The following is a 24,332-nucleotide window of genomic DNA, read 5'->3' as shown; positions in this document are numbered from 1 at the left end:
GGGGAAAGAAAATGGACAAATCTCTGCAGCAATTTTTACTGGTTGCACGCTGCCAAAGCATCAGCGCTGCGGCAAGAATGGCAGGGTTAAGCCAGCCAACGGTAACAAGCAATTTAAAGAAGCTGGAAGAGAATCTCGGCGTGACGCTGTTTGAACGTCATCCTAATGGCATGGTGTTGACCGAATACGGACGCATCCTCTATCGCCATAGCAACGCGATGCAGCATGAATACAACCAAATGATGCAAAGCATTGATGAACGGAAACAGTACCAAGTCGGAAAAATTAAAATGGGCACTGGCGATGCGTGGTGGCCGCTATTCGTCAAACAAGCACTCAATGAACATCTGACCAAGCAGCCATCGGCATCTACGCACGTCGAATTTGGCAACCACTTAGGCTTGATGGATTCATTAATCAGCGAACAGATTGAATTCTTCATCGGCCACGAGATTGTCGGCTTGTCGTCTAAATGTGATGTTACGTTTATTCCGCTATTTCAAACGGTTGATGCCTATTTTGTTTCCCCAAACCACCCACTTCTAGGGAAAACCGTCACCGAAGATATGCTGCACGAATACCCCGCTCTTTCGGTCACTTATGACGCTAAGAAATTCGCTCACGTCATCGAGAACCCAATCCCGAAACAAAATGAACGCGAAAGGCAGCAACTGGATGACAGACCGACTTACGAAGTGGATTCTCTGCTCGCCAGTATTGATGTACTGAAAGAAAGCGTCGCGGTGATGTCTTATACCCGCCACCTCAAACCGTATTTGGAATCCTTTGGCTTACGATGCTTAACCATGGAAAACGAACCAAACCCTGGCACCGTCGGGATTTATCGCCACCGCCGCGAAACCTCTGAATCGCATCTAGATCTGATTGCTGGCATCACTCAGCGCGCTAATTTGCTCAACTAGAAAGTCCAAAAACAGGCGAACTCTTTTCGGTTGATATTGGCGGCTTTGATAAATGACATGTAGATCCGCTTCAGCGCCTTGCGAAAAGGCGCTGAAGTTTTTCATATACCCATCCAAAACCGTTACTAAACGTTGTTTTTTGAGGTCTTGCTGAATATCTAAAATCGATTTCAACGCAATCCCCGCACCGTCCAACGCCCATTGTCGGATCACTTCACCATCATCAGAAAATCGCTTCGGCGTGACCGTGATCGATTGGTGAGATTCTTCATCTTTAAAGTGCCACGTTTTTAATTCTTCATTGCTGCGGACCATGGCTAAGCAGCGATGATCCGCGAGATCTTGTGGACAGTTTGGGACACCTTGCTTCGACAAATAGTCAGGTGATGCGCACAGCACGCGTTGACTCGACGCCAGCCTGCGCGAAATGAGATTGCTGTCCGCTAACTCGCCATAACGAATCACCAAATCGAGCCCCGATTCAGCCAAGTTCGATAAATTGTCATTAAGATAAAGATAAGGCGTCACATCCGGATATTGCTCAGAAAAAGCCGACACCATCGGCGAAATAATTTGTTTGCCAATATCTCGTGGAGCTGAAATTTTCAACGTTCCGCGCACTTGCGAAATACCCGTTTGCAGCAAGTTTTCCGTCTCTTTCACGCTATCAATGATGTTCAGACAAGCTTGATGGTACATTGCCCCTGCGTCCGTGAGTGATACGTGGCGTGTGCTTCGGTTGAGCAGCTTTACGCCATAGCGTTCTTCTATCGCTTGCAGCCTTGCCGTTACCGTCGCCGGAGACAAACCTAACTCCCTTCCCGCCGCTGCCAGACCTTGATGTTTAACGATGCTGACAAACAACGTCATATCCGAAAACTTATCCATCTTCGCGCCCTTATTATTTGGAAAAACTGAATAATCAATTCAGATCTTACCCAATTATCAAATTAAGTCGAATCCATATACTGACCCTATCGACATTGTTTAGACCCAGAACGTTATGTGACAGGGAAAAGTTAAACGCCGTAACGCTGTTCAACGCACAACAACACGCCCTGCCCAGCCAAGAGATAGGAAACAAAAAAATGAAACTGTACATTTATGAACATTGCCCTTTCAGCGCCCGCGTCCGTTTTGTTGCAGGCATGCTGAATATTCAGCTTGACGTCATCAACATTGCGTATGACGACGAGAGCACCACCACAAACCTCATCGGCGCAAAACAAGTTCCTCTTTTGATCAAAGACGATGGTGAAGCCATGGCGGAAAGCTTAGACATCATCAACTACTTCCTTGAATTGGCATCTTCCAGCGAAAAAAGCCAACCCTCAACACCGGTTTTAGACTGGCAAAAACAAGCGTTTTACCGCTACAAAAAGTCGGGTATCCGCGTTGGTCAAACATGACGTTACCGGAATTTGCAACAGAAACCGCTAAACAAGCATGGCGTGCAAAAAAAGAAACCGAAGCGTTAAATTTTGAAGCTTTGATTAACGATACACCTGCGATTGCGAAAGAAGTCGCCGCCTTGATAGAACAAACTAGACCCTTGCTCAACCTAAGTTCAGAAAAGCAAACGTCACTGGTTGATCAAGCCATTATGTTTTCCATTCTACGCGGCTTTTTCAGTGCGCCCGAAGTGCAATGGGATCCAGCCGTACTTCACTGGATGGCAACCGTTCGTAAAGCGACCAACGTGCCAGTACTTATCTAAGGAGCGCATCATGAAACAAAGAACAAATAAGCTGTTTGAACCAGCTCAACTGAAAGCGTTGTCACTACAAAACCGCATTGTCATGGCACCAATGACTCGCGCACGCACCACTCAGCCGGGCAACATCCCGAATGAGATGATGGCAACGTATTATCAACAGCGCGCTTCTGCCGGGCTGATCATTTCCGAAGCCACACAAATTTCGGACGATTCTCAAGGCTATTCGTTCACACCTGGCGTTTACACCGATGCGCAAGTGGCGGGCTGGCAAGGTGTGACCCAAGCGGTCAAATTACAAGGCGCAGCGATGTTTTGTCAGCTATGGCATGTAGGCAGAGTGTCTCACCCAACATTCCAAAATGGTGAACAGCCTATCGCACCATCTGCGCTCGCTCCGGTAGAGACGCAAGTTTGGATTGCAGATGAACAAGGCAACGGCAATATGGTCGATTGTGTTGAGCCACGCGCCATGACACAAGCGGATATCAATCGAGTTGTCGGTGATTTCGCGAACGCAGCCAAGCGCGCCATTGAATCGGGTTTTGATGGTGTAGAAATCCACGGCGGGAATGGGTATCTGATCGATCAGTTCTTAAGAACCAACTCAAACCATCGAACAGACAACTACGGTGGTTCACGAGAAAATCGTATCCGTTTTCTTATCGAAGTAGTGGATGCAGTTATCGCCGCTGTTGGTGCGCATCGAGTTGGGGTGAGATTGGCACCATTCATTACGTTTAAAGATATGGACTGCCCAGATATCGTGCCAACGATCCTAGAGGCATCAAAACAGCTACAGGAGCTCGACATTGCCTACTTGCACTTGTCCGAGGCCGATTGGGCCGATGCACCAACGATTCCTGAGACGTTTCGAATCGAACTTAGAAAGCGCTTTCGCAACGCTATTATTGTTGCCGGTCGCTACGATCCTCAACGAGCAAACGAAGTATTAGAGAAAGGCTACGCGGATCTTGTCGCATTCGGACGGCCATTCGTAGCAAACCCAGACTTAGTCTCTCGCTTGCAACATCACCATCCGTTGGCAGAACTCGATGGCTCAACGTTGTTTGGCGGAAACGAACGAGGCTACACCGATTACCCTGCTCTGCAACAGGAATACGCAGAACAGGCCTAACAAAAAAAGCCCCAACCTAGCTGCTACGGTTGGGGCTGTCACCAAACTAAAATTGGTTTTAGCTAGCTTAATCTGGCTAAGAGTTAAATCACTTCTAAAGCGCCGCTGCGCCAAGGTTCGATAACGACTTTGATGTGATCATTTGGCGTCATTAACTTTGTAAATGCGTCTTCGACACCATCGATTCCCACTTTGGCGGTGAGCATTTTCTGCCAAGGCAACTTATGTTCGGCAATCGCTTGTAGGCATTGCTCAAACTCGTGCGGTTGGTAGTAGTAAGAGAATCTCAAATCGAGCTCTTTTACCGTCGCGTACGCGTAGTTGATGATTGCAGGTGTAGTATGGATACCCGAGATGACGATTCGCGCTCGGGCAGGAGCACGGCGCAGAAAATCGTCAATCAAGGTATGCTTGCCCTCACACTCATAAATGACCAGACGTGAGTTCATCGCGTACTGCTCACCAACGGCGATCTCGTCTTCCTTGGTCGGGTTGATCAATCGATTTGCGCCAAACTCACTAGCAAGTTGCAGTTTCTCTTCCTGAAGATCGACCGCAAGAATATTGCTCACGCTACGTTGTTTCAGTGCAGCAATCACCGCCAGCCCTATAGGGCCGCAACCGACAACCAGCGCGGTTTCTTCCGTTTCGATTTCACTGCGATTGACCGCGTGCAAACCGACCGCCAGCGGCTCGGTTAACGCCGCCGCCTCAGACGGCATTTCGTCTGGGACAGGCAGCAATAACGCTTCATCAAGCAGGAAGTACTCAGAGTAAGCACCATAAGTACCCGGAGTAACACCAACGCCTGCGCCATTTTGACTGAGCAACATCGGCACAGAGGTGACTCGGCTACCAACGGACAACGTTTGCTGCGTACCGGCACCGTATTCGACAATTTCCGCACAGAACTCGTGCCCTAACATCACTTGAGCGTGCTCACCGGATTCATCAGGTATCAACCCGAGCTGGTGGAATACATCAAATACCTCATCCGCGTGTCGAGTAATGTGAAGGTCGGAGCCACAAATGCCACAGGCAAGGCTGCGAACCAACACTTGTCCCGCTTCGGGTTGAGGGATTTCGACTTGCTGCAGGCGGACTCGGCCATCCTGCATTACAATACTGTTCATCTGTTGCATGGGGTTACTCCGCTAGCTCATCGCTTAGGCCAGCAATCGCACCCGGTTTGATATAGCGCGCAGTGAAGCCTTGCGCTTTGGCAGCGGCAACCACCACTTGCTCAATCCAACCTGCATCCATAATGTTGATGAAGTTACCCTCTTCGTCAAAGTTAATGTTCGCACCTTGGATCACCATAAAGCCATCAGCACCACCCGACTCTTCTGGACAGTGAAAGGTATGAATCGAACCACCTGGCTCATACAAATAACTACCAGCGGTTTGGACTTGGTCTGGGTATTCAATGTAGTGCCAAGCGCCACTCAGTGTATAGAAATGCACCACACCAGTATGGAAGTGCTTAGGTAAAGTCACGCCCGGCTTGAATTTGGCACGAATCACCCAAGTACCGTTTTCTGGGTCAAGAAACAACGGGTAAACATCCACACCCGGTAACGCGTCTTTGATGAGCGACTCCTCATTGGTATTAAGAGTTAATAAGAAATCTTGGTGCTGAATAACTTCTGGTAATGACATAACTTACATCCTCGCTATTGCTGTAATGTGGCGTACTCGCCTATCCCATAAGTGGGTACTTAAAATTCTCGAAACCGTCAGATGCGCTGATGGTGCAGCCGTTGATACAGTTGGCTTTCTCGCTGACCAGAAACGCCACCACATCAGCAATCTCTTCTGGTTGTGTGAAGTTTTGACGCATCTGTTCTTTGCGGATGTGGTCCCACAGGCCAATCTCTTCGTATTGCCTTAACATCGGAGTATCAACGCGTCCCGGAGCGACAGCGCAAACACGAATACCCAATGGTGCGAGTTCTAATGCGGCGCATTTGGTCATCATATCGACTGCGGCTTTACTGACGTTGTAGGTAAAGGTCATCTCAGACGCCATTCGTGCGTAAACAGAAGAAGTATTGAGGATCACGCCCGGCGTGCCTTGTGCTTGGAATTGTCGCCCAGCGGCGAGAATGCCGTAGTAGACACCATTTTGGTTGACCTTTGAGATCGGCTCAAAATCGGCAATTGGGTCGTGGTCAAGCAGAGGTTTCGGCGCGCCAATGCCTGCGTTGTTAACCATGATGTCAAGCGAGCCAAACTGTTCAACCGCGTACTTCACCATAGCTTCAACTTGTTGGTAATCGGTGACGTCCGCGACAAAGGTTCCCAACTGCTTTGGGTCAAAACTTGTGTACATTTGCAGTGATTGTTCTGAAATATCGACAGCAAGCACTTTGGCTCCTTGCTCTCTCAGCTTTGCAATGATGGCTTGGCCAATTCCACCAGCTGCCCCAGTCACAATGGCCGTTTTATTGATAAGTTCCATACACCTTCTCATCCACGCGTTGTTGTTATCAAAATGTAACCTAGATCAACTCACTGACACTCACTTGACCTTTTGCGAAGTAAATTTGATACATTGCGATTTACAACCTGTTAACATTTTAAAATCGAGACATGTATATCGTACGAAGTGGCGCTGCTGATAAATTTGATAGCTTGGTTTCAGAATTAGGTCAGAATCCGCAAGAGATAATGGCCGCTGTTGGCCTGTCTGCGGCGCAGTTTCGCAATCCCGATACGTATCTCGCCTACCCTAGGCTGGCTGAATTGCTGGAGGAAGCGGCTGCTCGTTGTCAGCAACCGCTGTTTGGCGTGTTGCTCGCCGAGCGTCAAAACCTACAGAGCTTGGGAGACTTACCAATGCTGGTTTCCCGGGCGCAAACGGTCGGTGAAGCCTTGGCGCGGGTGAATGATTTTCTCTATCTGCATTCGTCAGGGGTCACTCTCAACATGACGCCACAAGATGATTGGGTACGGTTGTCGCTCAATATTGATGTGCACAGCGAACGAGGTATCGCGCAGTTGATGCAGCTCAGTGTGTCGCATCTGGCGATGTTTATTGCCAGTCTGCTTGATATTGAAGCAAGTCACTTCGCGCTACATTTGACTCAACACGCAACATTGGAAGTAGAAAAAAGCAAGTTTGCCCAGCAGAACAAACTGCGTTTCGGTGATAAGTTTGACGGTATCCTACTTAAAGCGACTCTGCTTAACGCTAAGAACCACCAAGATGAAGACGCACTAGAGCGCCATTTTCAACAGCACCTCAAAGAGCTGCAAACCCGTTACCCCAACAATCTCAGTGACCAAGCAGCAAACATGATTGGCCGTCTGCTCTCAACCGGAGAATGCAGCGTTGAGCGCGTTGCAAGAGCATTGGACCTGCATCCGAGAATGCTGCAAAACAAGCTGAAACAACAGGGCACAAATTATCGACAGCTTTTACAACAAGTGCGTCAGGATTTCGCCGAACAGCGATTGCATGAGAATATTCAGAGTATTACCGATATCGCGTTGCAACTGGGCTATGCAGAAACTGCGGTCTTCAGCCGCCACTTTCGTCGCTGGACGGGAAAATCGCCAAGGCAATGGCGACAAGAAAAAACTCAGTTACAAACGTTTAAGCCCATCAGTTAAAAGCATAAATAACCTATCGTTCAAACCAAAAAGTGTGAGGTGGGAGGGTTGGTATCGAGAATTTCAGCAATCACAGATAACCCGTGTTTGATGTAGCCTCGGTTTGTTTCTGCTCCCAAGCTGATTCGCACGTAAGGCATTGGCTGATTAGTATCGAGAACAAACGGTTTATATCCCGTGATCTGCACCCCTGAACGCTTTGCCGAAGCAACCAGGTCATCGCTATTCCACTGCTCGGGTAGTCTCAACCAAATGTGCTGTCCATTCGGGTGCGAGCTATAAACATGCCCTTCTAAAGCGGCTTTTGCTATTCGCTGTCGCTTAGCAAGCTCATTGACTTGAAAGCGAATAAGTCGATTTAACGTACCGTTCTCGATCCACAAATGAGCGACTTCAAATGGTAATGGAGTCGCGGACCAACTCGTTGCCGCTAAACGACCAATCGCGTGCTGCAAAAAATGACGTGGGACCGTCAGATAGCCAGTGCGCATGCCTGGCGCTACAACTTTGGTTAAACTGGTGACATAGAAAGCTTGTTCGGGTAACAATGTGGCAAGGGGTGGGACACGGTTAGGTTCTAGTGCTCCATACACGTCATCTTCAATGACATAGATGTCGTATTGCTGCGCAATATTCGCTATCGCCTCTCGGCGTTCAACATCCATATGCGCACTAGTCGGGTTAGCCATGCTCGGTGTGCAACACAATACCTTGATTGGTTTGTGTTTACATGCCCATTCAAATGCATCCGGCGTTATACCAAACTCATCCATTTCAAGTGGTTGCAACTTAAATCCAAGCATTCTCGAGCGAGAGATCAAGCCATGATCAACCAAGTGACCACAAGCAACTAAATCACCGTGTTCAACAACTGTGCTTAAAGCCAACGTTAAACCATGGCATGCTCCATTTGTGAGTAATATTTGATCGGCACCCACATCCAACCCTTGGCTACTTAGAAATCGTGCTCCTGACTCAATATGATGAGGCTGACCTGTTACCGGCTTTGCTTTACTGATCAAACCACGATTGTTTGTTTGCCCAGCAATCTCCATTAACGCCTGATTAAAAAGCGTAATGTGGCGATCGGTCACCACTGGATGTGCAATCGACATATCAATTTCATCCGGCGTTTCTTTCATCTCTTGTGTCAGCATGAACTCCGTGTCCGTACTTTCATCCACAAAACCTGATTTGACAAAAGTACCATTCCCAACCCAAGACTCGATCGCCCCTTTTTTCTCTGCATAACCATATGCATGGCTCACCGTTTGTACGCTGACGCCAATTTGCTCTGCAAACTCACGATGTGTGGGTAATCGAGTTCCCGGTTTTAGATAACCACTGCGGACACATTCGACAAGATAGTTACCAATGGAGATGTATTTAGCGGTGCCTGGCCGAATGATCGGGTTCAAAGAAATTGTCATGACACAATATTTTAATTGATTCATTTTTAACGCTCATTGTAACTTCCATTTAACAAATGGCGAACTTTAACTCACAAAACGAGGTAAAATGCACAAAAATAAACCACAATTGTAATGATTGACATGAAATGTATGGGTTAAACAAACATGTTAAACAGCATCGTTCAATCCAAATACAACCCCAGAGGTAAATTGCAATCATTTTTAACGCAGATCTGGCTAGCTGGTAGAAGGTAGAAATACCTCAGCGTCTCCGAAGGCCCATAAGGCGTCGGATTTCTAACAAGGAGAAAATATGAGAGGCGTTGCTTTGCATTTTACACTGGATGAGTTCCAGGATCGGTTAACGAAAGTTCGGCAATCGATGGAAGAAAGAGAATTGGATGTCCTTATCATTCATGACCCTTCTAACATGGCGTGGCTGACAGGCTATGATGGGTGGTCTTTTTACGTGCCACAATGTGTCGTTGTTGGTCCATCTGATGAGCCAGTTTGGTTTGGACGCTGCCAAGATGCCAACGGAGCATACAGGACTGCGTATATGTCGGCAGAAAACATCACCTACTATCCAGACCATTATGTAATGAACCCGCCGTTACACCCGATGGATTTCCTGGTCGAAGCCGTACTGGCTCCGCGCCTTTGGGATCGTGGTCGCATCGGTGTAGAAAAAGATAACTATTACTTTAGCGCCACCGCTTACGAATCACTCACTACGCACCTACCGAATGCTCAACTTCTCGATGCAACTGGACTAGTCAACTGGTGCCGCGCCGTTAAATCCGATCAAGAACTGGCATACATGTACCGTGCCGCTCGCATTGTTGAAAATATGCACCGCGTCGCGTTCGACATGATTGAACCAGGATTACCGAAACACCACCTTGTTGCCGAGATTAACCGCCAAGCCGTGCTCGGGCATGAAGACCACTTTGGCGATTACACCGCGATTGTGCCGCTTTTGCCATCAGGTTCTGATGCTTCCGCACCTCACCTGACTTGGGATGACAGACCCTTCAAGAAAGGCGAAGGGACGTTTTTTGAAATCGCAGGGGCGCACCGACGTTACCATTGCCCACTCTCACGCACTATTTTTCTTGGCGAGCCTGACGACAAGTTCAAACGAGCCGACGAAGCCCTAACTTTAGGACTTGAAGCAGGCCTAAAAGTGGCAAAGCCCGGAAATACCTGCGCCGACATCGCCAATGCACTAAACCAGGTTCTCGATAAAGCGGGATTCTCACGCGAAGGCGCCCGTTGTGGCTATCCAATAGGTTTGAGCTACCCGCCAGATTGGGGGGAACGAACCATGAGTTTGCGAGACACCGATAAAACCATCTTGAGAGAAGGTATGACATTCCATTTTATGCCGGGGCTGTGGTTCAAAGATTGGGGGTTAGAAACAACGGAAAGTATCGTCATTACCCATGATGGAGCAAAAACATTGTGTGATTTTCCACGCCACTTATTTGTTAAACACTAATTTTTCAAACCTTAAGCTCTGTTGAGCCAGGTCTGAGAACTAAAAGGACTTGATATGCAAAAAAGCTCGATCACAGCCACCATAGACTTTGACCGAGAAGGTGTACAGCACGGCTTTTTAACGCTGCCCTATTCACATGACGACTCCGCTTGGGGCAGTATTATGATACCTATCACCGTGATCAAAAATGGTCACGGACCAACCGCACTGCTTACTGGCGGTAATCACGGAGACGAATACGAAGGCATCACCAGCCTGCTAAAATTGACGAACTCGCTTCAGGCAGATCAAATCCAAGGTCGTGTCATTATTGTACCCATGATGAACTTACCTGCGGTACAAAATGCCTCACGTACGTCGTTTATCGATAAAGGGAATTTAAATCGCAGCTTTCCCGGCAACCCCATAGGCACAGTGACCGAGAAAATTGCGGATTATTTTACTCGTTACCTAGTTCCTAAGTGCGATTTTGCGTTAGACATTCACTCAGGTGGTAAAACGTTAGATATCGTGCCGTTCGCCGCTGCCCATCGTCTCGACAATCTCGATCAAGAAGAAGCCTGCATATTAGGTGCAAAACTGTTTGGCGCACCTTACACCATGATCTTGCTCGAAATGGACGCCACCAGCCTGTATGACACTGCCGTGGAGTCTCAGGGAAAAATCTTTGTTACCACCGAACTAAGAGGCGGCGGAACCAGCACTCCAGAAACCATCGCTTATTCCGACCGTGGCATTCGCAACTTCTTACGCTTCTCAGGCAACTTGCCCGGTGACTACGAACAACCAACCCAACCAACTAAGTTATTAGATATGCCTGATGCAAGTTGTTATGTGCAAAGCCAGCACCACGGCATCACAGAATACTTATTTGATCTTGGCGATACCGTCAAAAAGGGAGATGTATTAGTGAGAATCTTCTCGACCGAGCGCACAGGTACCGCCCCCGTTGAGTACAAGTCACAGCGCAATGGTATTTTCGCGGCACGTCGTTTTCCTGCTATGGTGAATATCGGTGACACTATCGCAGTTATAGCCGAAGACTGCGGCGAGATAGGCTGATTGAAAAGCCAACTAAAGAAATCAAAACAAATGGCATACCAGAAGCAAACTGGAAAGCACCTTATAACAGCGACCAGTCATCAGCCTTTATGAAATGATTAGTATTCAACAGGGAGACTCATAATGCGCCTCGATCGCTACGACGTAAAAATTCTACAAATACTTCATGATAATGGTCGTATCACCAAATCTCACCTTGCCGAGGCCATCAACCTATCCGTGAGCCCTTGTTGGGAGCGCGTCAAAAAACTGGAAGAAGCAGGCATCATTGAAGGTTACGGAGCAAAAGTAAATACCGATATTTTGTTCAAACGAACGTCGGTTATGGTTGAAGTTACGCTCAAAGAACACAACGCCCAAGCGTTCAAACGCTTCGAGCAACTGGTTCAACATTCACCAGAAGTCACTGATTGCTATGCCACGGGCGGTGGTATCGATTACATCCTTAAAATTCAGTCAGAAGATATCGACCAATATCAGCGGCTTATCGACAACTGGTTAGACTCAGATGTGGGCATTGAGCGCTACTTTACTTACATTGTGACAAAAACAATCAAACGTGATGCGGGCACATTCGAAGTAAACCAAAACGCTTTGTTATAAAAGGGAAAATGCGTATCAGGCGTGAACAGAAAAAACACCATATTTAACGGCACTAAAAAGAAAGTTCTGACGTTTTAAACCTCGGTATCAGAAATTATTTCGGTCACTTCTCCATTACAGTTTCATTATGGACAACGATGCTGGGAGAAGGACTCATGACAGCACTGCACAGCTTACACGCTGAAGAATTAAAAGCCTCGCACGACATGATGGCGATAATGAAAGACGTACGTTTGGTGAGAGGTTTAGCGTACGTGAATGGCAAATGGGTAAGTGGTGATCAATTTCATCCGGTGGATAATCCAGCAGATGGCACGGTCATCGGTTACATCACTAAGCTATCTCAGCAACAACTCTATCAAGCGATTGATGAAGCCGACCAAGCCTTTCGTCAATGGCGAAAAATGCAAGCAGAAGAGCGCGCTGAAATTCTCATGCGTTGGCACGACCTGATTCTAGAATCAAAGCAAGATCTTGCCCATTTGATGGTGATGGAGCAAGGAAAAACACTAGGTGATGCTGTAGGTGAGATTGACTACGGCGCATCCTTTGTTCGTTGGTTTGCCGAAGAAGCAGGCCGCTGTTATGGCGAAACCATCCCAAGTCATATTCCGAATGCGCAGCTATCAACCGTGCGCGAGCCGATTGGTGTCGCAGCACTGATTACGCCATGGAACTTTCCTAATGCCATGATCACACGCAAAGCCGCTGCCGCACTAGCAATAGGCTGTCCGGTGCTCATTAAGCCCGCCAGTGAAACGCCTTTTTCTGCGTTAGCGTTGGCAGAGTTAGCAGACCGAGCTGGCTTTCCACCTGGTGTCTTTAACGTGATCACTGGCGATGCGGTGATGGTGTCACAAACCTTGTGTCACTCCGATAAAGTCAAAGCGCTCTCGTTCACAGGCTCAACTCGAGTAGGCAAACTATTGCTACGCGACGCGGCACAAACCGTGAAGAAGTGCAGTATGGAACTCGGTGGTAACGCCCCTTTCATCGTGCTGCCAGATATGGATATCGAGCAAGCAGCCAAAGCCGCCGTGGATGCGAAGTTTCAAACCGCAGGACAAGACTGCTTGGCCGCAAACCGTATTTTCGTCCCTGACGATAAGTACGAAGCATTTTTGGAAGCATTTGCCAAAAAAATGAGCCACATCGTTTTGGGCAATGGCTTAGACGAAAAAACCACCATGGGACCGCTTATTAATCGCACTGCGGTGGATAAAGCGCATGATTTGGTGCGTGACGCGCTCGACAAAGGCGCGCGATTGGTAGCGGGCTACCACCAGCCCGTACCAGGCGAAAACTTCTTCGCGCCGACATTGCTAGCCGATGTAACCCCTGAAATGGCGGTGTATCGCGAAGAGAATTTTTGTCCTGTGGCAGGCGTATTGCCTTACCAAGACTTAGATACCGTGATTGAAATGAGCAACGACACTGAGTACGGCTTAGCTGCCTATGTTTATGGTCACGATATTCACCAAATTTGGCACTGCATGCGCGGTTTGGAGTTTGGCATGGTGAGCGTGAACTCCGTCAAAATGACAGGGCACCCTATCCCATTCGGCGGCGTGAAACAGTCTGGTCTTGGACGAGAAGGAAGCCGTCACGGATTTGAAGAATACAGCGAAATCAAATACTGCTGCTTAGGCGCTTTACCAACCGTCAGTGGCAGTTGAGACACGAAATATGGATATCCAATTATTCGAGGAGAAGGATCATGAGTAACAAAACCCAACAACTTTTAGAGATCGATCGTCAGAGAGTATTTCATGCCTCAACCCACCTGAAGCAGTATGCGGCCGGGGAGCTTTCGGGAAGAATTATCTCGAGCGGAAGCGGAATACGCATCACCGATTCAGAAGGCATCGAGCTGATAGACGGCTTTGCCGGGTTGTATTGTGTGAACATTGGCTATGGCAGGACTGAAATGGCCGATGCGATTTATGAACAAGCCAAAGAACTGGCGTACTATCACACTTACGTCGGCCATACGAACGAAGCGCTCGTGACACTGTCAGATCGCATCATCAAAATGGCGCCTGAAGGCATGAGCAAAGTTTACTACGGCATGTCAGGCAGCGACGCGAACGAAACTCAACTTAAGTTGGTGTGGTATTACAACAATGCTCGTGGTCTACCAGAGAAGAAAAAAATCATTTCGCGTGACCGCGGCTACCATGGTTCAAGTATCGCGTCCGGTTCAATGACAGGTTTACCGTTGTTCCACGCCCATTTTGATTTACCACTTGAGCGCATCAAACACACCATCGCGCCATATTATTATCGCCGTGAAGACGAGAGTATGTCTGAGCTTGAATTCTCTCAATATTGCGCAGATCAACTCGAAGCGATGATCTTGGAAGAAGGCCCAGAAACGGTAGCAGCAATGATTGCGGAACCAGTGCTCGGTACTGGCGGTATTGTGCCACCACCAGCAGGGTACTGGCAGGCGATTCGCAAAGTACTCGACAAATACGATGTACTCTTGATTGCGGATGAAGTGGTGTGTGGCTTTGGTCGCCTCGGCTCCGATTTTGGCTCACTCCACTACGACATGAAACCAGATCTCATCACGGTAGCGAAAGGGTTAACCTCAGCGTATCAACCGCTGTCTGGCGTGATCGTCGGTGAACGAGTTTGGAGTGTGCTAGAAAACGGCACCGACCAATGGGGCGCTATCGGACACGGTTATACCTACTCTGGTCACCCAATGGGAGCGGCAGCCGCGAACTGCAACCTCGATATCATTGAACGTGAAGGCTTAGTGCAAAACGCGGCCGAAGTCGGCGCTTACTTGCAGCAACGTATGGCAGAGACGTTTAACGATCATCCATTAGTCGGTGATACTCGTGGCGTTGGCTTGTTGCATGCGTTGGAGTTTTCTTCAGACAAGCTTCGCCGAGCACACTTTGATCCAAACTTGAAAGTAGGCCCGCAAATCGCGGCGGCCTGTTTAGAGCAAGGCTTAATCGCTCGCGCCATGCCACATGGTGACATCCTCGGATTTGCTCCACCGCTTATCGCGAACCGTAACGATATAGACACCATTGTCGACAAAGCGCATCAAGCGGTAAACAAAGTGATGGATAACCTCGTCACATCTAAACAGTGGCAACCATAACCCACCTAGATTTCAGTAATGCTCGCGGGCTTTGGAGAAGGCCCGCTTTGCACTTTCCATTAAAGAGATAACAAGCCAACCAAACATTTTAGACCCATAGAAAGCACTATTATTTACTACAAGTGGCAATAGTGGGTAAAATGCCCAAAATTGCGCACTAACTGGATAAAACATGGCAAAACTTACCCTTCAAGAACAAATGCTGAAAGCTGGCTTAGTTAATGAAAAGAAACTAAAGAAAGCGAAGAAAGGCTCTAAAAAATCACGCGTTCAAGCACGCGAAGTAAAAGCGGCGGTTGAAGAGAATAAACGCCAACAGTTAGAGCGTGATAAACAATTGAGCGAGCAACAAAATGCTGAGCGATTAAATAAAGAGATCAAAGCGCAGATCAATCAATTGATTGAGATGAACAAGATCGACTTAAAAGATGGCGACATCAAATACAACTTCACTCACGGTACGCTAGTGAAATCACTTTATGTAGATTCACTTATCCGCGAGCAGTTGATCAAAGGTATTTTGGCAATCGCAATTGTTGGTGAAAGCTATGTTGTCATTCCACGTGGAGTAGCGAATAAAATTACTCAACGTGATGAGTCCGTAATCATCGAACAAAAAGAACCTGAATCGGACATTCCAGCAGAAGACGATCCATACGCAGATTTCGTCGTGCCTGACGATTTGATGTGGTAACAATAAATTAATCGATACATCAACGAAAAGAGCCGCTAATGTAACATCAGCGGCTTTTTTTATAGAAAAATAATCTACAGAGATGATGTTTTGTTATTGCTTACTTAGAAGCAAATTCGCACCTGATGCAGCTAAAAACAACGAACATCCGCGATTGAAACGTTTCGCCATTTTTGGATTTGAAAACCAGTGTCTCAAGTACAAACCAAAGATGGCATAGATTGAAATGGCGACCATTTCTAATATCAAAAACGTCGAGCCAAGGGCAAAAAACTGCTCTTGAACGTTGGCATTGGCATCAACAAATTGCGGCAAGAATGCAGTAAAAATAAGAATCGCTTTCGGGTTGCCAGCAGCAAGCGTAAATTCTTGCTTCGCAAGTCCTGCGTAATTGCGCGAATTGTCCAAGTCAGAGATCGGACTGGACTCTGAACGCCAAAGGTTGAACGCAATCCACAGTAGATACAGCGCCCCTACCAGCTTTATTGCCAAAAATAGCATTTCTGACGTATACAAAATCACAGCCAGACCTGATGCAGACAACGCAATCATTGCTGAAAAAGCGGCAATTCTGCCTAAACTGGCCGTAAACGCGGCCCTAAAGCCGTAACAACGCGCATTATTCATTGCCAATAAATTGTTTGGGCCTGGAGCCATATTTAGAGCGAAGCAAGCAGGAATAAAAAGGAGAAGCTGCCAAATATCCATAATAAAATGGTCTTAGTGAGTGATATTGATCGGTACCCTAACATCTGTTAATAAAGTGAGTAAACCACAAACCGATCTTAAAGCAACTCAGCATCAAATCGTGCCGTGCGAGCTTGAACTAACGTGCAGTTCGTTTCAGCCATCAGCTCCGCTAAGGTGATGTTTGGGTTTTGTCTCACCAAACGTATCAACTTCACGTCCAAAGGTTCCAATTTGTCTTGGTGAGCAAGTAGAGCTTGTTCGATTTTGTTGATCGCAAATCGCATCGTCTCTGCTTCTTCATTTTTGAGATGCTCTAAAAACGCTTTTACATCCAAAGCCTCGCCCGAGATTTGCCAGTGACGAGATCGTCTAATTCGCTTAAGATCGCACTGTTTTTCTGCTGCGAGTGTTTTCGCTCGCTTGGCATGGTCGCCCCCAATACGGTGAATCAAGGATGGGAGCGAAATCGTAATCTTCGTCTCTTTAATGGCCTTTTCTTTCATCGTCTCAGCCCTCAACCACCGACACATTCTCGCCAACCCAAGCCAACAACTGTTTTGCCGCTTTGGATAACACCTGATTTTGACGCACGATGTAGCCGAAATCAGTGTTTGGAAAACTTGGCAAAGGCGTAACTTCACGAGAAAGCTTTAATCTCGGATCGAGCGAGAAATCCGGCACAATAGCAGTCCCAAACCCCGCTTCCGCCCAGTCGATTTGTGCTTCCACACTGCCCACTTCCATCACGCGATGCTTAGGCAGATTTAGTTCAGGTAAAGACGCATCAATCAGCTCTCGGGTTCGAGTATCGTGCCCTAGCAGGATCAGCGTCTGGCTCTCTTTTCGATTGTCTTGCCACTCAAAAATGTTATCGCCAAACGCACACCAGTGAATCTGCGTGAGAGGCGTAAAATGCAGCGGTTGACTCTCTTTTTGTGCGATAACAAAGCCGATATCGGCACGCGCACTTTTCACCAAATCCACCGCTTGAGAAGATGTGGTGTTGAACAATGCCAAGTCGATCCCCGGATATTCACTTTTGAATTGCTGAAATGGTTTGATAAGCAGTAAACGTGAAACAATATCGCTCGCCGCAATAGAAAGCGTCCCCTGCGTAAGATCGTTGATGGCATTGAGATCTGACTGACAAATTTGCAGCTCATTGAGCATCCGCTGCGCCGTAGCTAACAAACGCTTCCCCGCTTGCGTCAACTGCACGGGATTTCGCTCAATCAATTTCGTGCGCGTGGCTTGCTCCAACTGCTTGATATGCAAACTTACGTTCGGCTGCGTCATGTGCAGTTCCGTCGCTGTTTTACCAAAGTGTTTTACCTCTGCAAGAGTTACGAAGGTTCGCAGCCAGTTCAAATCTAACATTGCCAATTCCGATATGAAATTCTTATCAAGTTAATGAGTATAATTAATTTCTCTTATTATGGCGAACACCTTAAGATTTTTGCATCTGTTTTTGGAGATTAAATTATGTCGTCTATCGTTGTTGTGGGTGCAAACTGGGGTGATGAAGGCAAAGGCCGCATCGTTGACTTTTTGGCAGAGCAAGCTTCTGCGAGCATTCGTTTCCAAGGTGGTAACAACGCGGGTCACACCGTGGTTAACGATCTAGGTACGTTTAAGCTGCACCAGCTACCAAGTGGCGTATTCAACCCAGACTGTTTGGCAGTGTTAGGTCCGGGTATGGTTATCAGCCCTGCGTTGCTGTCTCAGGAGATTGCGGAAGTTGAAGAAGCGGGCGTAAAAGTGAATATGTGCATCTCTGATCGCGCAACACTGTGTCTACCTCTACACGCACTAGAAGATACGCTAGAAGAACAACGTTTAGGCGACAAAGCATACGGTTCAACTCGTCAAGGTATTGCACCTGCGTACGGTGACCGCGTAATGAAGAAAGGCATCCTAGTTGGTTGGTTAAAGCAACCAGAAGTATTGGTTGAGCGCCTTCAATTCATGATGGATTGGAAACTGCCGCAACTGCGTGCACTTTACCCGACGTTCGAGTTTGAACAAACCGCTGAAGAACTGGCGAACTGGCTGCTAGAAGTCTCTGCACCTTGGCGCAATTCAATTTGCAACGTAACGCTTCCTCTAAAAGAACTACAAGCGAAAGACAAAACTCTATTGTTCGAAGCGCAGCTTGGCGCGGGTCGTGACCTTGTTTACGGTGAGTACCCTTGGACAACATCTTCTAACGTTGTATCAATGTACGCGGGTATCGGTAGTGGCCTTCCGGCACTTCGTCCTGAACGCGTTATTGCGGTTGCAAAAGCCTTCAGCTCATCAGTGGGTACTGGTACGTTGATCACTGCAATGGAAGAGCAAGACGCTTTCCGCGAACTTGCTGGCGAGTTCGGTGCAACTACGGGTCGTCCACGCGACATGGGCTACTTCGACGCAGTCGCTACGAAAAATGGCGTTGAACTGCAAGCCGCAACTGAAATTGCACTAACGAAAGTAGACTGTTTGACTGGCCTTAACGATCTGAAAATCTGTGTTGGCTACGAAGGCGACCACAGCGAAAACCCAATCTGGCCTCAAACTGCCTCTCTTGCGCCAATCTACGAGAAGATGGAAAGCTGGAGCGAGGACATCACAGGTTGTCGTAAGTTTGAAGAGCTTCCAGTAGCAGCACAGAAATACGTTCTACGCATTGAGGAACTCATGGGCGTACCAGTAAAAATGGTGTCTGTGGGTCCTGGTCGTGAACAAATGATTATGCGATAAGATGTGAATTAACACATCATTGGCAAGCGGCTTTTATCTGTTCCGGGGTAAAGCCGCTTTTTTTTACACTGTAAACTTTGAAAAATTGCACGGCTAAATTCATGTTTAGTAACCTCATCACGAGACTCCTACCTCCTTTATTTATAAATCAATAAATTATAGGGCTTAACACGTTGTGCACGTTACTAGCACATCTCACTTGTTAAAGAAGCACGTCAATTAGGTTAACTGGTTGATTTGATATTCTTTAAGTGATTAGTTGATCACGATCTTCATCTGCAATTTGTTGAACTAGTACTCAAAAAATCTAACCCGCTGTTTTTAGGATAGATGAGTTCCCCAACATCCAACCTAACAGCAGGTGATTCCCATGACGAAAAATCTTTTCCGCCTCAGTACGATAACCCTTGGTTTGTGCCTTAGTTCTTTGTCTTTCGCGCAATCCGATCTTCCGAACATTAAAATTCTTGCCACTGGCGGCACCATAGCAGGCGCAGGTCAATCTGCAACAGAGTCAAACTACACAGCAGGTAAAGTCGGCGTTGAATCATTGATTTCTGCGGTGCCGAGTATGACCAAGATTGCCGATATTTCTGGAGAGCAAGTGGTCAGTATCGGTTCACAAGATATGAATGATGAAGTGTGGCTAAAATTATCGAAAAGAGTTAATGAGCTACTCGCTCAAGATGATGTTGACGGCATCGTCATTACTCATGGTACGGATACGTTAGAGGAAACCGCTTACTTCCTTGATCTGACCGTCAAGAGCAAAAAGCCTGTCGTGATCGTCGGTGCAATGCGTCCTTCCACCGCAATGAGTGCTGATGGACCAGTCAACTTATACAATGCAGTCGTAACAGCCACCGATGAAGATTCAGAAGGACGTGGCGTGCTAGTCGCAATGAATGACACGATTTTCGATGCGCGAGATGTGACAAAAACCAATACAACCTCCGTCAGCACTTTCCAGTCACCCAACTTTGGTGCTATCGGCTACATTCATAATAGCGATGCCAAATATCAACGAAGCCCAGAGCGTAAACATACGACAGAAACCCCATTCGATGTATCAAAGCTTACTAAGTTGCCTAAGGTCGGTATTGTTTATAACTATGCAAATGCCTCCAATTTGCCAGTGAAAGCCTTTGTGGATGCGAAGTTTGACGGCATCGTAAGTGCTGGTGTCGGTAATGGTAACTTGTACCACACTGTGTTTGATGAGCTAGAGAAAGCGAGTAAAGATGGCGTTGTTGTTGTAAGAAGCTCCCGAACGCCTAGCGGCTCAACCACTTTGGATGCTGAAATTGATGACGAAAAATACGGCTTTGTTGCCGCTGGTACATTGAACCCACAAAAAGCACGTATCTTACTGATGCTGTCACTGACTCAGACCAAAAACTATCAAGACATCCAAAAGATGTTCCAATACTATTAATTCTGTCTAAGGTTCATTCGATAGAGGAGGTACACACCTTACCTCCTCTTACACATAGCGACATGAGCGTCTCTTGTTAGCCAAACAAGCGACGCTTCATTCCTGCTTTTTCCAGAATACGCGTAGTAATTTCCTCAACAGACAGAGAGGACGTATTGATATATGGGATCGCCTCTCTTCTAAACAACGCCTCAACAGTGTCTAGCTCCAGCTTGCACTGCTCTGTGCTAGCGTAATCACTTCCAGACAAACGATTCTCACGGATTTCAGTCAAACGTTCAGGGTCGATAGTCAGCCCAAACAACTTATGACGATGGATCTCAAATTCAGGCAACAAACGCATCATCTTCACATCTTCCGCAATGAACGGATAGTTCACAACACGTAAACCAAATTGCATCGCCATGTACAAGCTAGTCGGCGTTTTTCCACTGCGCGACACGCCAAGTAAGATAATATCAGCTTGCTCCAACCCTTTTAGCGTAATGCCATCATCATGCGCCAATGTGTATTCAATAGCCGCAATACGGTCAAAATAGGTGTCGGAATCTTTCCCCACGCTGCGAGAACGCTGCAACTTAGGCTTTGGTGCCATCTGAATGTCGTCTTGCACTTTCTGCACAATACTCTCCAACACATCGTAACTGTATGCCGGCGCTTCAAGCAGCATTTCACGTACTTCTGGAACGACAATTGAGAAAAAGACCAGAGGTTTGACGCCATTGCGCTGGTAGGAAGTTTCAATTTCTTTGACTACGTCAGTAGCTTTGTCCTGGCTTTCTACAAACGGAAAGGTTTTTTCGTTAGGAATGAACGGAAATTGACCGAGAACAACATGCCCTAATGTCTCACATGTTATCGCCGTACCGTCAGAAACATAGAATACATCACGACTTTGGTTATTTATTTGCATTTCTGTTTAATTTTTCAAAATCTTTTGAGTAGGATGGTACACATAATATTAATAAATCAGTTTGGCTTTCAGTTAGGTTCACCACAGCTTTAAAAATTCTTTTGAATTTTTTTCAGCCAGAACGTAATCGTTTGCCTTTGATATCAATCTAAATGAAGCAATGTATGGTCAACGTGTAATAACAGCCAACATGCGATTGTTTAGATCGATTTAAGTCCCCCTACTAAGCTGCAATGTTTCTGGAGAAAGACATGCAAAAGAACACCCTCTGGTTCAATGGCCTATCCATGGATGATGTCGACAAAGTCGGCGGTAAGAATGCTTCACTTGGCGAAATGGTTTCTAACCTAGCAAACGCAGGCGTTTCTGTACCAAATGGTTTTGCGACAACCTCATACGCGTTTAACCAATTCCTTGACCACGAAGGTTTGGATGAGCGTATTCACCAATTACTCGATGAACTAGACGTTGAAGATGTAGAAGCTCTGCGTAAGACAGGTGCAAACATTCGTCAATGGGTATTAGAGGCCCCTTTCCCTGCGGACCTTGAACAAGAAATTCGTGAAAATTACCAAGAACTGATCGAAGGCAATCCTGAGCTTTCAGTCGCAGTTCGTTCATCTGCTACGGCAGAAGACCTACCTGATGCTTCTTTTGCTGGTCAGCAAGAAACGTTTTTGAACGTGAAAGGCATCGACGCAGTACTAGAAGCAACTAAGCACGTTTACGCTTCTCTATTTAACGACCGTGCGATTTCTTACCGCGTTCACCAAGGGTTCGACCACCGTGGCATCTCGCTATCTGCGGGTATCCAACGTATGGTGCGTTCAGATAAAGCCTCGTCGGGTGTTATGTTTACACTAGACACTGAATCGGGTTTCGACCAAGTTGTCTTCATCACCTCTTCATGGGGTCTAGGCGAGATGGTCGTTCAAGGTGCAGTAAACCCTGACGAGTTCTACGTTCACAAGCCAATGCTTGAAGCAGGCGAACACCCAATCGTTAAGAAAACATTTGGTTCTAAGTTGATCAAAATGATCTACTCAGATAACCAAGAAATCGGCAAACAAGTTGATATCGTTGATACTTCTGATGAAGAGCGCAACACCTTCTCATTGAACGACGACGAGATCAAAGAGCTCGCAAAGCAATCAATGATCATCGAAAAGCACTATCAGCGTCCAATGGACATTGAATGGGCAAAAGATGGCATTGATGGCAAGCTGTACATTGTTCAAGCGCGTCCTGAAACCGTATGTTCGCAAACGGAACAAAATGTGATTGAGCGCTACGAACTACAAAACAAAGCAGATGTTTTGGTTGAAGGTCGTGCAATCGGTCAGCGCATCGGTAAAGGCGTGGTTCGCTTGGTTGACTCTCTGGACCAAATGTCTTTAGTCCAAGAAGGTGACGTGCTAGTTACAGACATGACTGACCCAGATTGGGAACCAGTGATGAAAAAAGCATCTGCAATCGTAACCAACCGTGGTGGCCGTACTTGCCACGCTGCCATCATCGCTCGTGAGCTTGGTATTCCTGCAATCGTTGGCTGTGGCGATGCGACAAGCAAGTTAACCGATGGCGCAACCGTGACCGTATCTTGTTCAGAAGGTGAAACGGGCTACGTTTACCAAGGTGAACTTGAGTTTGATGTAAAACGCTCTTCTGTTGATGAACTGCCACTGCTACCAACAAAAGTGATGATGAACGTGGGTAACCCTGATCGTGCGTTTGACTTCGCACAAATTCCAAATGAAGGTGTTGGTCTTGCTCGTCTTGAATTCATCATCAATAAGATGATTGGTATCCACCCGAAAGCATTACTTAACTTTGATGCACAAAGCGATGAGCTAAAAGCAGAAATCACTCAGCGTATTCGTGGTTACAAAGATCCTATCGATTTCTACGTAAGCAAACTGACAGAAGGTATCGCAACCATTGCTGCGGCATTTTGGCCGAAACGCGTTATTGTTCGTATGTCTGACTTTAAGTCTAACGAATACAGCAACTTGGTTGGCGGTAAAGCCTACGAACCGCATGAAGAAAACCCAATGCTTGGCTTCCGTGGCGCGTCTCGTTACATTTCTCCAGTGTTTGAAGACTGCTTCGAGCTAGAAACTCAAGCAATTAAACGCGTTCGTAACGAAATGGGTCTGAAAAACGTTGAAATCATGATCCCATTTGTGCGTACACCAAGCGAAGCAGCATCAGTGATTGATTTGCTAGCGAAGTTTGATCTGCGCCGTGGCGATCAGGGTCTTAAAGTCATCATGATGTGCGAACTGCCATCCAACGCGGTCCTTGCCGATGAGTTCTTGAAGTACTTTGATGGCTTCTCGATTGGCTCAAACGACATGACTCAGCTAACGCTTGGACTTGATCGTGACTCTGGCGATGTTGCACATCTATTTGATGAGCGCAACCCAGCGGTTAAGGTGATGCTTCAGATGGCGATTGATGCGGCAACAAAAGCAGGCAAATACGTTGGTATTTGTGGTCAAGGCCCATCAGACCACGACGACTTAGCGGAATGGCTAATGGATCAAGGTATTAGCTCTGTATCACTAAACCCAGATACGGTTATCGATACTTGGTTAAAACTCGGTAAAGTTAGCAGCAAGTAACACACGATAAACTCTAGCCCTCACACTCCACTTGTGAGGGCTTTGTTATTCACACGTCATTTCACAATCAGTTCGTGATTCCTCTCTCAAGTTCGTCATTTAGTCAATTTCATTATCAAAGTCTGATGACCTAAAATGAATGGTATAT

General features: G+C 46.9%; 21 protein-coding genes and 1 pseudogene. 13 read left to right on the top strand and 9 right to left on the bottom strand.

Features of this window, described 5'->3' with window-relative positions:
• The first annotated feature begins 11 nt into the window (after nt 1–11).
• A complete protein-coding gene (locus R7M72_RS13475) occupies nt 12–923 on the top strand; it encodes a LysR family transcriptional regulator (RefSeq protein ID WP_318056221.1) in 912 nt (303 codons plus the stop codon).
• Here R7M72_RS13475 and R7M72_RS13470 read toward each other — a convergent pair.
• Nucleotides 876–1,811, bottom strand: coding sequence for a LysR family transcriptional regulator (locus tag R7M72_RS13470; RefSeq protein ID WP_318056220.1), 936 nt, complete (start codon nt 1,809–1,811; stop codon nt 876–878). The genes R7M72_RS13475 and R7M72_RS13470 overlap by 48 nt on opposite strands.
• 200 nt (nt 1,812–2,011) lie before the next feature.
• On the opposite strand from R7M72_RS13470, the pseudogene grxB reads away from it, so the two are divergent.
• Both grxB and R7M72_RS13460 read left to right on the top strand, forming a co-directional pair.
• Nucleotides 2,012–2,640, top strand: a pseudogene (grxB, locus tag R7M72_RS13465) (glutaredoxin 2).
• 10 nt (nt 2,641–2,650) lie between these two features.
• The gene (locus R7M72_RS13460) at nt 2,651–3,775 is read left to right on the top strand and encodes an alkene reductase (RefSeq protein WP_169628781.1); all 1,125 of its coding nucleotides are present in this window, start codon (nt 2,651–2,653) and stop codon (nt 3,773–3,775) included.
• 83 nt (nt 3,776–3,858) lie between these two features.
• Here the strand turns inward: R7M72_RS13460 and R7M72_RS13455 are convergent, their stop codons facing one another.
• From R7M72_RS13455 to R7M72_RS13445, 3 genes are read right to left on the bottom strand one after another with little or no spacing between them, the layout of a single operon-like run.
• Nucleotides 3,859–4,917 carry a zinc-binding dehydrogenase gene (locus R7M72_RS13455; RefSeq protein WP_318056219.1) on the bottom strand — a complete coding sequence of 353 codons (1,059 nt, stop codon included), beginning with the start codon at nt 4,915–4,917 and terminating at the stop codon, nt 3,859–3,861.
• A 4-nt stretch (nt 4,918–4,921) separates the two neighbouring features.
• Nucleotides 4,922–5,434 carry a 2,4'-dihydroxyacetophenone dioxygenase family protein gene (locus R7M72_RS13450; RefSeq protein ID WP_017633584.1) on the bottom strand — a complete coding sequence of 171 codons (513 nt, stop codon included), beginning with the start codon at nt 5,432–5,434 and terminating at the stop codon, nt 4,922–4,924.
• A gap of 40 nt (nt 5,435–5,474) precedes the next feature.
• The gene (locus tag R7M72_RS13445; RefSeq protein ID WP_054576147.1) at nt 5,475–6,236 is read right to left on the bottom strand and encodes an SDR family NAD(P)-dependent oxidoreductase; all 762 of its coding nucleotides are present in this window, start codon (nt 6,234–6,236) and stop codon (nt 5,475–5,477) included.
• A gap of 131 nt (nt 6,237–6,367) precedes the next feature.
• Here R7M72_RS13445 and R7M72_RS13440 point away from each other — a divergent pair, with 131 nt between their 5' ends.
• Nucleotides 6,368–7,390 (top strand): helix-turn-helix domain-containing protein, encoded by a 1,023-nt coding sequence (locus R7M72_RS13440; protein ID WP_054576148.1) that lies wholly within the window; start codon nt 6,368–6,370, stop codon nt 7,388–7,390.
• A 20-nt stretch (nt 7,391–7,410) separates the two neighbouring features.
• Here the strand turns inward: R7M72_RS13440 and R7M72_RS13435 are convergent, their stop codons facing one another.
• Nucleotides 7,411–8,844 carry a PLP-dependent aminotransferase family protein gene (locus tag R7M72_RS13435; RefSeq protein ID WP_318056218.1) on the bottom strand — a complete coding sequence of 478 codons (1,434 nt, stop codon included), beginning with the start codon at nt 8,842–8,844 and terminating at the stop codon, nt 7,411–7,413.
• 271 nt (nt 8,845–9,115) lie between these two features.
• Between R7M72_RS13435 and doeA the strand changes: the two genes are divergently transcribed.
• The 6 genes from doeA to R7M72_RS13405 all read left to right on the top strand — a co-directional run bounded on the left by doeA (nt 9,116) and on the right by R7M72_RS13405 (nt 15,783).
• A complete protein-coding gene (gene doeA, locus R7M72_RS13430) occupies nt 9,116–10,303 on the top strand; it encodes an ectoine hydrolase DoeA (protein WP_005373780.1) in 1,188 nt (395 codons plus the stop codon).
• 54 nt (nt 10,304–10,357) lie between these two features.
• Nucleotides 10,358–11,365, top strand: coding sequence for a N(2)-acetyl-L-2,4-diaminobutanoate deacetylase DoeB (doeB, locus tag R7M72_RS13425; RefSeq protein ID WP_005373782.1), 1,008 nt, complete (start codon nt 10,358–10,360; stop codon nt 11,363–11,365).
• 123 nt (nt 11,366–11,488) lie between these two features.
• Nucleotides 11,489–11,968, top strand: coding sequence for an Lrp/AsnC family transcriptional regulator (locus R7M72_RS13420; protein ID WP_005387046.1), 480 nt, complete (start codon nt 11,489–11,491; stop codon nt 11,966–11,968).
• A gap of 155 nt (nt 11,969–12,123) precedes the next feature.
• Entirely contained in the window at nt 12,124–13,644 is a 1,521-nt protein-coding gene (locus R7M72_RS13415; RefSeq protein ID WP_215810482.1) for an NAD-dependent succinate-semialdehyde dehydrogenase, read from the top strand.
• A gap of 41 nt (nt 13,645–13,685) precedes the next feature.
• Nucleotides 13,686–15,089, top strand: coding sequence for an aspartate aminotransferase family protein (locus R7M72_RS13410; RefSeq protein ID WP_005373789.1), 1,404 nt, complete (start codon nt 13,686–13,688; stop codon nt 15,087–15,089).
• A 172-nt stretch (nt 15,090–15,261) separates the two neighbouring features.
• Nucleotides 15,262–15,783: a DUF2058 domain-containing protein gene (locus R7M72_RS13405; RefSeq protein WP_054574550.1), complete on the top strand. Its 522-nt coding sequence runs from the start codon at nt 15,262–15,264 to the stop codon at nt 15,781–15,783.
• 93 nt (nt 15,784–15,876) lie between these two features.
• Here the strand turns inward: R7M72_RS13405 and R7M72_RS13400 are convergent, their stop codons facing one another.
• From R7M72_RS13400 to R7M72_RS13390, 3 genes are all read right to left on the bottom strand, one after another.
• Complete coding sequence (locus R7M72_RS13400) at nt 15,877–16,491, bottom strand: LysE family translocator (protein ID WP_017633575.1); 615 nt, start codon at nt 16,489–16,491, stop codon at nt 15,877–15,879.
• Nucleotides 16,492–16,568: 77 nt separating this feature from the next.
• Nucleotides 16,569–16,976, bottom strand: a complete 408-nt coding sequence (locus tag R7M72_RS13395) for a ribosome recycling factor family protein (RefSeq protein WP_250156983.1) — start codon at nt 16,974–16,976, stop codon at nt 16,569–16,571.
• Nucleotides 16,977–16,980: 4 nt separating this feature from the next.
• Entirely contained in the window at nt 16,981–17,850 is an 870-nt protein-coding gene (locus R7M72_RS13390; protein WP_005373812.1) for a LysR family transcriptional regulator, read from the bottom strand.
• Between the two features lie 105 nt (nt 17,851–17,955).
• Between R7M72_RS13390 and R7M72_RS13385 the strand changes: the two genes are divergently transcribed.
• Nucleotides 17,956–19,212: an adenylosuccinate synthase gene (locus R7M72_RS13385; protein ID WP_054574549.1), complete on the top strand. Its 1,257-nt coding sequence runs from the start codon at nt 17,956–17,958 to the stop codon at nt 19,210–19,212.
• 370 nt (nt 19,213–19,582) lie between these two features.
• A complete protein-coding gene (gene ansB / locus R7M72_RS13380) occupies nt 19,583–20,647 on the top strand; it encodes an L-asparaginase 2 (protein WP_115386508.1) in 1,065 nt (354 codons plus the stop codon).
• 76 nt (nt 20,648–20,723) lie between these two features.
• Here ansB and R7M72_RS13375 read toward each other — a convergent pair whose 3' ends face one another.
• Nucleotides 20,724–21,560 carry a pyruvate, water dikinase regulatory protein gene (locus R7M72_RS13375; RefSeq protein ID WP_005373820.1) on the bottom strand — a complete coding sequence of 279 codons (837 nt, stop codon included), beginning with the start codon at nt 21,558–21,560 and terminating at the stop codon, nt 20,724–20,726.
• Nucleotides 21,561–21,811: 251 nt separating this feature from the next.
• Between R7M72_RS13375 and ppsA the strand changes: the two genes are divergently transcribed.
• A complete protein-coding gene (ppsA, locus tag R7M72_RS13370; RefSeq protein ID WP_238854820.1) occupies nt 21,812–24,184 on the top strand; it encodes a phosphoenolpyruvate synthase in 2,373 nt (790 codons plus the stop codon).
• Nucleotides 24,185–24,332 lie beyond the last annotated feature (148 nt).

The sequence above is a fragment of the Vibrio sp. YT-18 genome, assembly GCF_033337345.1.
GTDB classification, from domain to species: domain Bacteria; phylum Pseudomonadota; class Gammaproteobacteria; order Enterobacterales; family Vibrionaceae; genus Vibrio; species Vibrio alginolyticus.
Note: the sequence above shows the minus strand (reverse complement) of the source record. Positions and strands in the feature narration are given on the sequence as shown.